Annotated in this window: 13 protein-coding genes; 12 read left to right on the forward strand and 1 reads right to left on the reverse strand. The window is 58.4% G+C overall.

From position 1 onward, the window contains the following. Positions 1-133 precede the first annotated feature (133 nt). The 7 genes from fabD to mltG all read left to right on the forward strand — a co-directional run bounded on the left by fabD (position 134) and on the right by mltG (position 6,463). On the forward strand, positions 134-1,072 hold the full coding sequence (gene fabD / locus AC2FI8_RS05750) for an ACP S-malonyltransferase (RefSeq protein ID WP_496777743.1): 939 nt from the start codon (positions 134-136) through the stop codon (positions 1,070-1,072). A 42-nt stretch (positions 1,073-1,114) separates the two neighbouring features. Further along, positions 1,115-1,852, forward strand: a complete 738-nt coding sequence (gene fabG, locus AC2FI8_RS05755; protein WP_113789513.1) for a 3-oxoacyl-[acyl-carrier-protein] reductase — start codon at positions 1,115-1,117, stop codon at positions 1,850-1,852. A gap of 209 nt (positions 1,853-2,061) precedes the next feature. Next, the gene (locus AC2FI8_RS05760; protein WP_005982462.1) at positions 2,062-2,295 is read left to right on the forward strand and encodes an acyl carrier protein; all 234 of its coding nucleotides are present in this window, start codon (positions 2,062-2,064) and stop codon (positions 2,293-2,295) included. Between the two features lie 141 nt (positions 2,296-2,436). Continuing rightward, the gene (locus AC2FI8_RS05765) at positions 2,437-2,976 is read left to right on the forward strand and encodes a GNAT family N-acetyltransferase (protein ID WP_496766970.1); all 540 of its coding nucleotides are present in this window, start codon (positions 2,437-2,439) and stop codon (positions 2,974-2,976) included. 123 nt (positions 2,977-3,099) lie between these two features. Continuing rightward, positions 3,100-3,843: a 1-(5-phosphoribosyl)-5-[(5-phosphoribosylamino)methylideneamino]imidazole-4-carboxamide isomerase gene (locus tag AC2FI8_RS05770; protein ID WP_496723436.1), complete on the forward strand. Its 744-nt coding sequence runs from the start codon at positions 3,100-3,102 to the stop codon at positions 3,841-3,843. A gap of 193 nt (positions 3,844-4,036) precedes the next feature. Then, positions 4,037-5,302: a beta-ketoacyl-ACP synthase II gene (gene fabF / locus AC2FI8_RS05775; RefSeq protein WP_496723434.1), complete on the forward strand. Its 1,266-nt coding sequence runs from the start codon at positions 4,037-4,039 to the stop codon at positions 5,300-5,302. After that, on the forward strand, positions 5,303-6,463 hold the full coding sequence (mltG, locus tag AC2FI8_RS05780) for an endolytic transglycosylase MltG (protein WP_496777747.1): 1,161 nt from the start codon (positions 5,303-5,305) through the stop codon (positions 6,461-6,463). 37 nt (positions 6,464-6,500) lie between these two features. Here the strand turns inward: mltG and AC2FI8_RS05785 are convergent, their stop codons facing one another. Continuing rightward, positions 6,501-7,757: a DEAD/DEAH box helicase gene (locus AC2FI8_RS05785; RefSeq protein WP_496723430.1), complete on the reverse strand. Its 1,257-nt coding sequence runs from the start codon at positions 7,755-7,757 to the stop codon at positions 6,501-6,503. 447 nt (positions 7,758-8,204) lie between these two features. On the opposite strand from AC2FI8_RS05785, the gene AC2FI8_RS05790 reads away from it, so the two are divergent. The 5 genes from AC2FI8_RS05790 (at position 8,205) to AC2FI8_RS05810 (ending at position 14,029) form a co-directional block, all read left to right on the forward strand. Further along, positions 8,205-9,245: a linear amide C-N hydrolase gene (locus AC2FI8_RS05790; protein ID WP_496777750.1), complete on the forward strand. Its 1,041-nt coding sequence runs from the start codon at positions 8,205-8,207 to the stop codon at positions 9,243-9,245. 498 nt (positions 9,246-9,743) lie between these two features. Next, entirely contained in the window at positions 9,744-11,114 is a 1,371-nt protein-coding gene (locus tag AC2FI8_RS05795) for a DNA-packaging protein (RefSeq protein ID WP_496777804.1), read from the forward strand. A gap of 968 nt (positions 11,115-12,082) precedes the next feature. Further along, a complete protein-coding gene (locus tag AC2FI8_RS05800) occupies positions 12,083-13,246 on the forward strand; it encodes a phage portal protein (protein ID WP_496766974.1) in 1,164 nt (387 codons plus the stop codon). Beyond that, positions 13,239-13,457, forward strand: a complete 219-nt coding sequence (locus tag AC2FI8_RS05805) for a GTA head formation protein, RCAP_rcc01685 family (protein ID WP_108860356.1) — start codon at positions 13,239-13,241, stop codon at positions 13,455-13,457. Before AC2FI8_RS05800 ends, AC2FI8_RS05805 begins: the two co-directional genes overlap by 8 nt. Positions 13,458-13,483: 26 nt before the next feature. Further along, on the forward strand, positions 13,484-14,029 hold the full coding sequence (locus AC2FI8_RS05810) for an HK97 family phage prohead protease (RefSeq protein ID WP_496777754.1): 546 nt from the start codon (positions 13,484-13,486) through the stop codon (positions 14,027-14,029). Positions 14,030-14,062: the final 33 nt, after the last annotated feature.

Here is a 14,062-nt window from a genome sequence, read left to right on the forward strand (position 1 = left end):
GGCCACCCTAAATGCAGCGCGGGCCGACACAATAGCCTCTGACGCACAGAATGCGTGTCAGGATGCAGAGCTTGTGCCGCTCGTTCACTCGGTTTACACCCCATCGCAACCTAACGTCATCCAAGAGGTTGCAATGACACGCGCGTTCGTTTTTCCGGGGCAGGGCGCCCAAACCATCGGTATGGGCAAAGCACTGGCCGAGGCCTATCCAGCAGCACAAGCTGTTTTCGACGAGGTCGATGAAGCGCTTGGTGAAAAGCTGAGCACCCTGATCTGGGAAGGTGATATAGCAGACCTGACGCTGACGCAGAACGCACAGCCGGCGCTGATGGCGACCTCGATAGCCGCGATGCGCGCGTTGGAGGCCGAAGGTGTTGCCGTCACAGACGCTGCATTTGTAGCTGGGCATTCGCTGGGGGAATACTCAGCGCTTGCGGCAGCTGGTGCGCTGTCGATTGCGGATACGGCGCGTCTGTTGCGGACACGTGGTCAGGCGATGCAAAGCGCCGTTCCCGTTGGTGAAGGCGCAATGGCCGCAATTCTGGGGCTGGACCTTGAGGCGGTGCGTGCCGTCGCAGAAGAGGCTGCACAGGGCGAGGTCTGTCAGGCCGCGAACGACAACGACCCTACACAGGTGGTTGTTTCGGGTGCGAAAGCGGCCGTGGAACGTGCTGCCGAGATTGCCAAGGCAAAAGGTGCCAAGCGCGCTGTGATGTTGCCCGTGAGCGCCCCGTTCCATTGTGCGTTGATGCAACCCGCCGCGGATGTGATGACCGAGGCGCTGGCCGCAGTTGAAATCAAGGCCCCAGCGGTTCCGCTGATTGCGAACGTGCGCGCTGAGGCTGTTGGCGATCCGGACCTGATCCGTCAGTTGCTGGTCGAGCAGGTCACAGGTTCCGTGCGCTGGCGCGAAAGCGTGCTGTATATGGCGGCGCAAGGCGTGACCGAGACATGGGAGATCGGCGCAGGCAAGGCGTTGTCGGGCATGATCCGCAAGATCGACCGCGCGATTGCCGGTAAGGCTGTTGGCACGCCGGACGACGTGCAGAATGTGGTTAAAAGCGAATCATAAGAACAACGTGCGACGCAAGTTGCGCTGCAAAGGGAAGATCGAATGTTTGATTTGACAGGTAAGAATGCGTTGATCACCGGTGCGTCCGGTGGGATTGGCGGCGAGATTGCGCGCGTCCTGCACGGTGCGGGGGCCACGGTTGCATTGTCCGGCACGCGCGTGGAACCGCTCGAGGCATTGGCCGCCGAACTGGGTGAGCGGGCGCATGTCCTGCCATGTAACCTGAGCGACGGCGAAGCTGTTTCCGCGCTGCCGAAGCAAGCTGCCGAGGCGATGGGGTCGGTTGATATTTTGGTCAACAATGCCGGGATTACCCGAGACAACCTGTTCATGCGCATGTCGGATGACGAATGGCAGAGCGTGATCGACGTGAACATGACCTCGACCGCCAAGCTGTGCAAAGGCGTGCTTAGGGGCATGATGAAGGCGCGCTGGGGGCGGATCATCAACATCTCGTCCGTCGTCGGTGCCACCGGGAACCCCGGTCAGGCAAACTATGCGGCGTCCAAGGCCGGTATGGTCGGCATGACCAAATCGCTGGCTTATGAGGTTGCCAGTCGCGGGATCACGGCTAATGCGGTTGCTCCGGGCTTTATCACCACGGCCATGACCGACAAGCTGACCGACGATCAGAAAACGGGTATTTTGGGGCAGGTTCCGGCCGGTCGCATGGGGGATGCATCGGAAATTGCGGCGGCTGTTCTGTATCTTGCCAGCCCCGAAGCCGGATATGTTACCGGAACCACCTTGCATGTTAACGGCGGTATGGCCATGTTGTGACCGCGGACAGGGGCAGGTGCGAAAGCGTTTGCCTCGCGCGTTGTCTATGCTATAGGCGGCGCATAAATGCTGGGGTCGACCAAATGGTCGGCCTTCTACTTTCCCGGTCATCCGGGACCCAACCGCCCGCACCGGGCAAATCAAAGCCAGCCTGAGCGGGCAAGGGCAGAACCGGGCACTAGGCCCTGAAAACGGAATGAGGAATAGACATGAGCGACGTCGCAGATCGCGTTAAAAAGATCGTTGTTGAGCACCTGGGTGTTGAAGAAGACAAAGTGACCGAAAACGCGTCCTTCATCGACGATCTTGGCGCAGACAGCCTGGACACTGTTGAGCTGGTTATGGCCTTCGAAGAAGAGTTCGGCATCGAAATCCCCGATGACGCAGCCGAGACCATCCAGACATTTGGCGACGCCGTCAAATTCATCTCTGAAGCCTCCTAAGAGCTTCGACATTATTAAAAAGCGGCGCTTCCGGGCAACGGAGGCGCCGTTTTTTTTGTGCCGTGCCCAATTCTGGCTTGCAAGGTGCCGTATTCGTTCGCAACCTTTTACCCGAGGCACATAATTCAGAGCGGGAAGGGCATGATAAGATCCACCCCGATGATCAATACGGCCCGTTTGACGCTGAGCGGCATGCGGCCAGAGGATTTCAACCGGTTCGCCGAGATTTGGCGCAACCCATGCATCGTGCGACATATCGGCGGCAAGCCGCGGTCGCGCGGAGAGGCGTGGGATTCATTCCTTCGAAATGCCGGGCACTGGCAAATGGCCGGTTTCGGGCAGTGGGCCGTGGTTCAGCAGTCGAATCGGCAGATGATCGGGCAGGCGGGGTTCTTCTACGGTAACCGCTCGATCGGCGAAGATTTTGACAGTTTCCCCGAGGCAGGCTGGATTTTGGTCCCCGAGTCACAAGGGCAGGGCTTGGGGTTAGAGGCCGCGCAGGCCGCGCATGATTGGTTTGACCGGATCATGCCTGGGCCATTGGTTGCAATGGTGAATTCTGGGAATTCTGCCTCGAAAAAGCTGGCGAACAAGCTGGGGTATGCCCCGATGCGTGAATGCGCGTACAATGGCAGCGACGTTACGCTACTGCGCCGAAATGGTCCGCCGCCACGCCACTGACAATTTGAGACTTCCTGAATGCCGCAAACCGAACTTGGTTTGCCGATCCTGGTAAAAACGGGCTGATGTTCCGCGTGTATGGTACTCTGGATTTGCAGAGCGATTGAGCGGAGGAGCAAGCTCATGAGGATTTACCCCACGATGGAATTGCAGAACGGCCGGTGTGTCACACTGGACAAGGGCCGTCTGGACGACGCGATGATCTGGCATGTGAATCCGGCGGACACGGCACGCAGCTGGTCTGCGGCTGGTGCCACTTGGATGCACCTAACGGATTTCGATGCAATCGAAGGCCGCGACACCAACGCCGAATTGGTAGAGGAAATCATCCGCACGTCTGAGATGTCAGTGCAACTGGCCGGCGGTATGCGGACGCGAGAACAGGTCGAGTATTGGATCGACAAAGGCGCGGGACGGATCGTGATTGGCACACTGGCGGCCTGGGACCCGAATCTGGTCAAGGAGCTGGCCAAGCTTTACCCGGACCAAATCGTTCTGGCTGTGGATGTCTGGCAAGGACAGGTCATGACCGAAGGCTGGCGCAGCCAGAGTGCGTTTACGCCGGAAGCATTTATTGAGGCGTTCGAAGGTACGCCCTTTGCGGCAATTCTGGTGACCGATATCGACAGCGACATCGAAGACGTCGACGCGCAGCTGGGTCTGATCTCGGGTCTGGCACAACTTTCGCGCACACCGGTAATCGCCAGCGGTGTCGTTCGGACATCAGATGACATCTCGCGCCTGGCCTATGTGCACAACATCTCGGGCGCGTTGGTTGGACGGGCATTGTTCCGCAAGACGGTTGACTTAGCGAATGCGCTTGATGTGGCCGAACAGGCTCACGAGCCGGTCGCTGAGTTCCAGTAAGTTTATCCCACAAGATATTGCCCCGGCTCTTTCAAATCTGCGAAAGGGTCGGGGCAAATTGTTTCGGCACAACCCGCACGGACGGACGGCCCGGCGAAATGGCGCCGGGATGGAATGTGCCGTTGCTCTTGCCCCCGGACCCCGGGCCGGGGTATGAGCGGTTCTCAAATAGGAAGCAGGCAAGAGGCATTTCATGCGCAGAGTCGTTGTAACCGGTCTGGGATTGGTCACTCCTTTGGCCAGCGGGGTCGAGGAATCTTGGTCACGGCTGTTGGATGGGGAATCCGGCGCAGGCCCGATCACCCAGTTTGATGCCGTAGAGAGCGGTGTCACCACGACCTATGCCTGCGAAGTTCCGCGCGGCGATGGAACCGACGGGACGTTTAACCCCGACGATTGGTTGCCGCCAAAAGAGCAACGCAAGATCGAAGACTTCATTCTGTATTCGATCGCGGCCGCCGACATGGCCTGCCAAGATGCCAATTGGCTGCCAGAGGATGAAGAAGACCGCCTGCGTACAGGCGTTCTGATCGGTTCCGGTATCGGCGGTTTGGGCTCTATTGCTGAAACGGCAAACCTGATCCGCGACAAAGGTCCGCGCCGTGTGTCGCCGTTCTTTATTCCCGGTGCGCTGATCAACCTGGCATCCGGTCAGGTGTCTATCCGCCACGGGTTCAAGGGGCCCAACCATTCGGTCGTGACAGCTTGTTCGACCGGTGCGCATGCCATTGGCGATGCCAGCCGCATCATTCGTTCAGGCGACGCGGAAGTCATGGTTGCTGGTGGCGGCGAAGGCTGCATCTGCGAGATTGGTATCGCTGGCTTTAACGCGTGCAAGGCGCTGTCGACGAAGTATGCCGACGATCCGAAGAAAGCCAGCCGCCCATATGACGTGGACCGTGATGGGTTTGTCATGGGCGAGGGCGCAGGCATCGTAGTTCTGGAAGAATACGAACACGCCAAGGCGCGCGGTGCAAAGATCTATGCCGAAGTGCTGGGCTATGGCATGTCCGGCGACGCTTATCACATCACCGCACCGTCCGAGGATGGTGATGGCGCTGAGCGTTCCATGAAAGCCGCATTGCGCAGCGCGGGCCTTGAGCCTTCGGACCTGGACTACATCAACGCGCATGGCACATCGACCATGGCGGATACGATCGAACTGGGCGCGGTAGAGCGCCTGTTGGGGGATCACGCCAGCAAGGCCACCATGACCTCGACCAAATCGGCCACCGGTCACCTTTTGGGTGCGGCTGGCGCGATTGAGGCGATCTTTTCGATCCTGGCGATCCGGGATCAGGTGGCTCCGCCGACGATCAATCTGGATAACCCCGCCGTTGAAACTCCTATCGATCTGGCGCCCAACGCCAAGCGTGAGCGTGAGATCAACGTTGCCTTGTCGAATTCGTTCGGTTTTGGCGGCACCAATGCCAGCGTGATCTTCGGAAAGGTCAGCTAAATGTTGCGGGCTCTTGCTTCGAATGCGCTGACCTTGCTGATCGTTGCCTTGTTCCTGATGGGCGGGCTGGTTGTGTGGGGGCAGTCGCAATACAAGGCCGAGGGCCCGCTAGAAACTGCCATGTGCCTGCAGGTCAGAAGCGGGTCGAATATGACCCGTGTCAGCCAAGAGCTTGAAGATGACGGAGCCATCAGCAGTGCCATGATCTTTCGCATGGCGGCGGACTACACGGATAAATCGCAGCAGCTGAAAGCCGGTAGCTTTCTGGTGCGCGAAGGCGCGTCGATGGAGCAGATCATCGACGAGATTACCAGCAGCGGGGCCAGCACCTGTGGGTCGGAGATTGAATACCGTATCGGTGTCACCCGCATCCAAACCCGGGTACGCGAGTTGGACCCGGCAACGCTGGAATTTGTCGAGATCGCATCGTTTGATGTGACCGACGAGGACATCCCTGCCGAATACGGTCAAAAGCTTGAAGAAGCCGACACCCGGTACCGTGTGTCTGTTGCCGAAGGCGTGACCTCTTGGCAGGTGGCGCAAGGCTTGCAGGCGATTGAACCGCTGACAGGTGAGATTGCCGAGATCCCGGCCGAAGGGATGTTGGCGCCTGACAGCTATGATTTGGCGCCGGGCGATGACCGAACGGCCGTTCTGCAGGCGATGCAAGACAAGCAACAATTGCGCATCAACGCAGTGTGGGAGAACCGCCAAGGCGACCTTCCCATCAGTAGCCCAGAGGAAATGCTGATCCTTGCGTCGATCATCGAAAAGGAAACCGGTGTTCCCAATGAACGCAGGCAGGTCGCAAGCGTCTTTGTGAACCGGCTTGAGCAAGGTATGAAGCTGCAGACTGACCCGACGGTCATCTATGGCGTCACCAAGGGTCAAGGCACGCTGGGGCGCGGTCTGCGTCGCAGTGAACTGCGCCGTGCAACACCTTGGAATACTTATGTGATAGACGGTTTGCCGCCGACACCCATTGCCAACCCAGGGTTGGCCAGCCTTGAGGCTGCTGTCGCACCGGAAGAGACCAACTTTGTCTTCTTTGTTGCGGATGGCACCGGGGGGCACGCGTTTGCGGAAACCTTGCAGGAGCACAATCGGAACGTCGCCAAGTGGCGAGAGATTGAGGCTGAAAGAAACAGCTCAAGTAACTAAGAAAAAAGGCCGCGTCGAAAACGCGGCCTTTTCTTTTTTATGCAGCGGGACGTCCGCGTGGACGACGACGTTTCGAAGACGCGGGCTTCGATGTCGAATTTGCCCCCTGCGGTCTTCGCCCCCGGAAGCCTCCGCGATTGCGGGTTTTCTTGGGCTCGGAAAATTCTGGCATGGTGCCGCTGGCGACCGGAATTTCGATCTTCATCAGTTTCTGAATCTGGCGCAGCTGATCCACCTCGTCCGGTGAGCAGAAGGCGATAGCTTCACCTTCGCGACCAGCACGGGCTGTGCGTCCAATGCGGTGGACATAGTTGTCGGGCACTTCGGGCAGGTCATAGTTGATCACATAGGCAACACCGGGAATGTCGATGCCACGCGCGGCCACGTCGGTCGCGACCAATACGTTGATCTCTCCGGCCCGGAACGCCTTGATCGCGCGGTCGCGCTGTCCCTGGCTTTTGTTACCGTGAATCGAGGCCGCGTTGAATCCATCGGCCACAAGGCCTCTCATCAGTTTCTCGGCACCGTGTTTGGTACGGGAAAATACCAAGGTCAGAGCGTCCATGTCAGCGGACAGAATTTCGCGCAATTTCCGCGGTTTGCCGGCCCTGTCGACGAAATGCACAGACTGCGTGATCTTGTCCGCCGCTTTACCTGGAGGCGAGACCTGCACTCGCTGCGGGTTGGTCAGATAGGATTGGCTAAGCTCTTCCATCTGTTTTGGCATAGTGGCCGAGAACAGCATGGTTTGGCGCGGCGTGCCCAGCTTGGGTGCGATTTTGCGTAGGGCGTGGATAAAGCCCATGTCCAGCATCTGGTCGGCCTCGTCCAGTACAAGATGTCGCACCGAGCCAAGGTCAACAGCACCGCGTTCCATCAGGTCGATCAAACGCCCGGGTGTGGCGACCAGAATGTCGGTGCCGCGCGACAGGAACGAAATCTGTCTGCCGATCGACTGACCACCGACCACGGTGGCCACGCGCAGTTTGGTCTTGTCGGTCAGGTTGCGCAGGCTATCCGCGATCTGGTTGACCAGCTCGCGGGTTGGGGCAAGGATCAGCGCTTTGGCGGTTTTGGGCGCGGGTTTGCCGGGCTGCGCCAGCAAGTGGTCGATCAGCGGCAGGCCGAAGGCTAGCGTCTTACCGGTGCCGGTCTGCGCCAGGCCCAGGATGTCGTGACCGTTCAGCGCCAGCGGGATGGCCTGGTTCTGAATAGGGGTCGGTTGTGAGAAATTGGCACGTTTCAGTGCATCGTTGAGGGCTGGTGCAAGGCCCAGCATGTCGAAGTCGAACAAATAACTATCCTTTGTAACCCGCAAGGCAATAGCCGTGCGGACAAGACGTGTCTGGCCACGCAGCGCGTGACCGGCAGGGTTTCCGCTAAACCTCGGGACGTGCAGGCGAACCCTGCGCCATCTGGCGTCGCGTCAAGAACCCTGCGTGAATGGGAACTAGGAGAAGTAGTGATGCGCTGTGGGGTCTGCTGCGACCGTCAATGCTCACGCGTCAGCGCTGTCTTAAGGTGGCACATGCTAGTTTTGTTAGCATTTGTCAAGCCATGAATTGCGAAGTGGGAACACGTACTTGCCGCGGCCGCCAGGGAACGGATTGTTCAAATAGAAGAACCTTGTCCAGCTGGGCTTTGAAAATCCCGAAGTGCTTCTTGGCTTTCATAACATCGGAAAATACCCGATCCTTAGGGGAGATGACTTTTTGTGTATGACCAAAAAAGGAATCCAGAAATGTGCGCTAAAATACTTGTAGCTACCACTCTGACCGTGGTTCTAGCCGCGTCTTCAGCAATCGCATGCTCTCGGATCGTCTATGAAACGGCAGACGGATCCTTCCTCACGGGGAGGACGCTTGACTGGTTCGAAGATACTTCAACAGACATTTGGGCCTTCCCGCGGGGCATGGACCGTGATGGTGGTGCCGGAGAGAATTCGGTCAAATGGACGTCCAAATACGGCTCTGTCGTGGCAACGATCTATGACGGGGCTACTGTTGACGGCATGAATGATGGCGGGCTGGTCGGCAATGCTCTCTATCTTGCCGAGGCGGATTACGGGACGGAAAATGCCGGAGACAAACCTCTTCTTTCTGTCGGAGGGTGGTTGCAGTATTTTCTGGACAACTTTGCAACAGTTGAAGAAGCCGTTGCAGCTATGGAGCAAGAGCCATTCGTGATCTTAGCGCCGATGTTGCCTAGCGGACATGAGGCAGGAGGGCATATCGCGCTATCTGATGCGTCTGGTGACAGTGCAATATTCGAGTATCTCGATGGCGAGTTGGTTATCCACCATGGCCGCGAGTTTACCGTCATGACGAATTCTCCTACTTTTGACGAACAACTCGCTATCACCACTTATTGGGGTGAAGTTAATGGTCTTTCATTTTTGCCCGGAACCCATCGGTCTTCCGACCGGTTTGCGCGGTTGAGCTGGAATCTGAATGCCGTTCCCTCGTTTGACGACAAAAACGATGCGACGGCGGCGGTGTTCTCTCTCGTGCGATCAATTTCCGTACCATTTGGAGTCACGGATCCGGAACGCCCAAACATCGCGTCAACAACCTGGCGTACGGTCGCTGATCATGAGCTGGGTCGGTACTACTATGAGAGCGTGTTCAGCCCTACATTGTTTTGGGTGGATATCGAAAACCTTGATCTCTCGGATGGGGCTTCTACCCTGAAACTGGAACTTGGGGAAAAGCCCATCCTTGCGGGCGAGGTTTCGGCCAGCTTTGAACCTTCCGAGCCATTTCTTTTTCTCGGCGATACGTAACGTTGTAATCACGGATATCAACCACTGACGCCCGTCTGCCACATGGCCCTATCAGTAAAGGTCTCTTAACTATCAGCGCACGTTACCCGTTGCGCCGTTGTTGCGCAAAGCATTGACTTTGCGCGCTTTCTCGCGTATAGGTTGTGTCATGCTAGAAGAGGTGGGCGACGGCCCCGGGGCGACCCGGCGGCCGTTTTTCGTTTCTCTCGTGCGGAGATCACTCACGCATGAGGTCACAGGCACACATGACTTTGATTACCCCGGAAGAGCGGATGTCCCAGACGGCTGATTTGTTGCAGTCGCTTGAGAGATCCATTCGCGATCTGCGCCAAGCAGCGGAAGAACTGCGCAAACAGATCGGTGCCGGGGAGGATGCAGATCTTGCTGGTTCAGCCAAGCAACTCGGGCAGTTAGAGGGGCTGATCCGAAGTTGTCAGAAAGTGGAGACAAGCTTTGTCGAACAACATCACAGACAAGCCGGAATTGCCCAAGGGGGGTATGCGCTCGACCTTGAGCGCGCTCGATTTGAGATTGGGTGCAGGCTGGCTCGCCTCCGCGCCTGCTGCGGTTCGGGACAGATTTCTGAGTGAGATCGGGGAGGGGGGGCTGTGCGCCCTCCCTTTCCTGTTCGAGTTCTGGGCGCTGCCACATCAATTGCCGCCCGAGGGGGGTTGGCGGTCCTGGGTCATCATGGGTGGGCGCGGTGCTGGTAAGACGCGGGCCGGGTCAGAATGGGTGCGACAGGTGGTCGAAGGGGCTTTGCCGCTGGATCGCGGCGAGGCGCGTCGTGTGGCGTTGGTGGGTGAGACATTCGATCAGGTACGCGATGTGATGATCTTTGGCGATAGCGGGATACTACAATGCTCGCCACCGGATCGGCGACCTGCCTGGAAGGCGTCGGAACGGAAACTGATCTGGCCAAATGGAGCTGAGGCGCAGGCGTTTTCGGCGCATGATCCTGAGGGGTTGCGCGGGCCGCAGTTCGATGCGGCCTGGGTGGATGAGTTGGCCAAGTGGAAGAAGGCTGGCGAGACCTGGGATATGCTGCAATTTGCCTTGCGGTTGGGGGAGCGACCTCGGGTCTGTGTGACGACCACGCCTAGGAATGTGAAGGTTTTGAGGGAATTGCTGGCGTCGCGCTCCACCGTGCAAACCCATGCGCCGACTGAGGCGAACCGGGCCAACCTGGCGGCCTCGTTTCTGGCCGAGGTGCGGGCGCGCTATGCGGGCACGCGGCTGGGGCGGCAGGAGTTGGACGGCGTGCTGCTGTCGGATGCCGAGGGGGCGTTGTGGACCGGGGCGATGCTGGACGCGGCGCGAGTTGAAAATGTACCAGAGTTGGACCGTATAGTGGTGGCGCTGGACCCGGCGGTGACTGCTGGGTCGAATGCAGATGCCTGTGGGATTGTAGTGGTCGGCGCGCAATTGCAAGGGCCGCCCGAGGACTGGCGGGCCTATGTGCTGGCCGACCGGACGGTGCAAGGCGTTGGTCCGGCGGGCTGGGCGCAGGCGGCGATTGACGCGATGGATGAATTCAGGGCCGAAAGACTGGTGGCCGAGGTCAATCAGGGCGGGCAACTGGTGGAAGAGGTCGTGCGGCAGGTGGACCCTCTGGTGCCTTATCGCGCGGTGCGGGCCTCACGCGGGAAGGTCGCGCGTGCCGAGCCTGTTGCGGCATTGTACGAACAGGGGCGGGTGGCGCATGTCGCGGGGCTGGACGCGCTGGAGGAGCAGATGTGCCAGATGACCGCGCGCGGGTTCGAGGGGCAGGGCTCCCCCGACCGGGTCGACGCGCTGGTCTGGGCGCTGCATGAGTTGGTGGTGGGGCCTGCGGGGGCGTATCGGCGGCCTCGCGTGCGGACTTTGTAGATGCAATCAATGAATATGTTTTTCCTTTGTATTGCGATACATCACAGCTTGACGTTCTCATATGGATAGCCCAGCTTTTGCGTGACTATTATCTAAGGTTGCGCACTCGATGGGCGATGTAACTCACCTAGATCACTCTAGTTCGGTGTTTCGAATAATGCCGCCAACGACTAATGTATTGGGCCGAACTTTCCTTTTTCGATCTTCACAGTTAGGAACCGCTGTTTCAGTCCAGTATAAAGGCAATCATTATTTTATCACGGCCAACCATTTAGTTGATGACAGGCTAGAAAAACCGATTGCAATAAAGAGTCGATCTGGCTGGGAGTACCTCAGTTCTGCTGTTTTGCTAACTAAGTCAGTCGATCTTGATATCGCTGTATTCAGTAACCCTCTATACCCTGTCGATTTTCTTGATAAGCTGTCGCTTCCGCTAGATATGGATGGCCTTGTTTGCGGGCAGCACGTACACTTCCTAGGTTTCCCTCTGTCGCTTGAGGAATACGTTGACTTCTCGGGTTTGGAGGGGCGCCCTTTCCCATTTCAGAGAGGGGGCTATTGTATCAGCTATTACCGGAAACCGTATGATATTGGACGGGTTCAATACGATAGGTTTCTCTGGTGGACCGGTTGTTCATTATAGAGATGGCTTACATAGAGTTTGCGGTGTCGTTACTGGCTACAAGGAAGAAATCAGACCAGTCGAAATGCCAGATTCCGATTGGCAGTCAGAACTAGATGCCGTTTACAAGCAAAACACTGGAATCACCTACGCAACATGCGCCAGCTCGATTAGAAATCTAATAGACGAAATCGGTTAAGAGCCTGTAAGTGTTTCTCTTTCCATGAATGGTAAGCGCGATTTGCCGTTGCCCAACCTCCGCACGCTCCATTCCCGAGGCTTAAACCTCTTTCCCTCATAACTCTTTTCAACAAGCCGGGCAGAGCGGCGGCAGAAAGGAGCACAGATGGTATTCGATTTCTTGCGTCGTGGAACGGCCGGGGAAGCGCCCGAAGCAAAGGCGAGCGCGGCGGGGCCTGTGGTGGCGTGGCAGACGGGTGGGCGCGTGGCGTGGAGCCCCAGGGACGCGGTGTCGCTGACGCGGACGGGGTTTTCGGGGAACCCGGTGGGGTTCCGCTCGGTCAAGTTGATCGCCGAGGCGGCGGCGGCACTGCCTCTGGTGCTGCAGGATCAGGCGCAGCGCTATGACGTGCATCCGATCATATCTCTGATGCGCCGCCCGAATGCGGCGCAGGGGCGGGCGGAATTGATGGAGGCTTTGTTTGGGCAGTTGTTGCTGTCAGGGAACGCCTATGTCGAGGCGGCACAGGCCGAGGATGGATTGCCGGTTGAACTGCACGTCCTGCGCTCGGACCGAATGAGCGTGGTGCCGGGGGCGGATGGATGGCCCAAGGCGTATGACTATACGGCGGGCGGCAAGACGCATCGTTTCCCGGCTGATGCGATCTGTCATATCAAGTCATTCCACCCCCAAGACGACCACTACGGGTTCTCGCCGATGCAAGCTGCGGCGATGGCGATTGATGTGCATAACAGCGCGTCGCGGTGGTCGAAATCATTGCTGGACAATGCTGCGCGGCCTTCGGGCGCGTTGGTGTGGAAAGGCGGCGATGGACATGGGGTGATGGCCGAGGATCAATTCCGCCGCTTGTCCGATGAGATTGAGCAAAACTATCGCGGGGCGCGCAATGCAGGCCGTCCGATGGTTCTGGAAGGGGGGCTCGATTGGAAGCCGATGGGTTTTTCACCCTCTGACATGGAGTTTCAAAAGACCAAGGAAGCCGCCGCCCGCGAGATCGCACTGGCCTTTGGGGTCCCGCCGATGTTGCTGGGAATTCAAGGCGACGCGACCTATTCGAACTATCAGGAGGCCAACCGGGCGTTTTACCGCCTGACCGTTCTGCCCTTGGTGACGCGGGTGGCGGCGGCGGTGTCGGAATGGTTGGCGGGCTTTACAGGCGAAGAACTGGTGTTGAAACCCGACCTGGATCAGGTGCCGGCGCTGTCGGCGGAGCGGGATGCGCAATGGGCGCGAGTCAACGGCGCCGAGTTCCTGACAGACGCTGAGAAACGCGTGATGCTGGGGCTACCGGAGCGTGCAGATGGCTGAGGGGTATCCGCCGTTTGATTGTGCGCCGGGCCTGCGCTTGGCTGCGCATGAACGGGTGGCCGAGATCCAGCACGCGCATTTATGCAGGCGGCTGGATCAGATCGAAGAGATGATGGAGCGGCTGGAGAAACGGCTGTGGCTGACGGTCTATGGAGTCGTTGCGGTGATCCTGGCGCAAGCGTTTCAGTCAATTCTGGTGGTGTCGCCATGAATTCAGAGGCTTATGAGGAGGTGTTCATGGATTTAGAACACAAGTTTGCGCGGTTTAGCGATGGATTGTCGGTGACCGAGGACGCGGTGATCGAGGGCTATGCCAGCCTGTTTGGGCAGGTCGATCAAGGGAGCGATGTAGTGCAGAAAGGCGCATATCGCAGGTCGTTGGCTGGGCTAACGGCGGCAGGTCAGCGGGTCAAAATGCTGTGGCAGCACGACCCGGCGCAACCCATCGGTGTCTGGGACGACGTGCGCGAAGATGAACGCGGGCTTTGGGTCAAGGGACGTATGTTGGAAACCACGCAGAAAGGCCGTGAAGCTGCGGAATTGATCCGGGCCGGGGCCATTGACGGGCTGTCGATCGGCTATCGCATCAAACGGGCCATAAAAAATGAAAAGGGCCATCGGGTCCTGACCGAACTGGAGCTGTGGGAGGTGTCGCTTGTGACTTTTCCGATGCTGCCCAGTGCGCGGGTGGCGGCAAAGGGGACGACCCCAGATGCCGAGGACACCCTGCGCAGTATTGCCGAGGTGTTTGATCACGCCCGGCAGGAGCTGGCGCGAACCTAGCGCGCCTCAATCCCACCCAAACAAGGAAGTTCT

It is taken from the genome of Ruegeria sp. CDSB029, from assembly GCF_059611125.1.